Source organism: Ensifer sp. ENS02 (genome assembly GCF_014851885.1).
GTDB classification, from domain to species: domain Bacteria; phylum Pseudomonadota; class Alphaproteobacteria; order Rhizobiales; family Rhizobiaceae; genus Ensifer; species Ensifer adhaerens.
Map to the genome: position 1 here is coordinate 1 of NZ_JACVAO010000112.1, position 234 is coordinate 234.

Below are 234 nucleotides of genomic sequence, written 5' to 3' on the forward strand. Positions count from 1 at the left end.
ACAACCTCAAGTCTGCGGTGGCCAAGGCCCTTTGGTTTGAACCGACGTTGAATGCGACATTTGCGGCCTTCGCCGATCACTACGATACGACATTATTGCCGGCACGCCCGAGGCGTCCTCGAGATAAACCCTCCGCCGAAGGGTCGGTTTTAATCGTCGAGAGGTGGGTTCTGGCCAGACTTCGAAACGAACGTTTCTTCAGCCTTGTCGATCTCAATATCCGCATCAGCGCTC

The 234-nt window shown here is 55.1% G+C and carries 1 pseudogene; it reads left to right on the forward strand.

The features are described from left to right. Positions 1-234, forward strand: a pseudogene (locus tag IB262_RS35675) (IS21 family transposase); the annotation flags it as partial.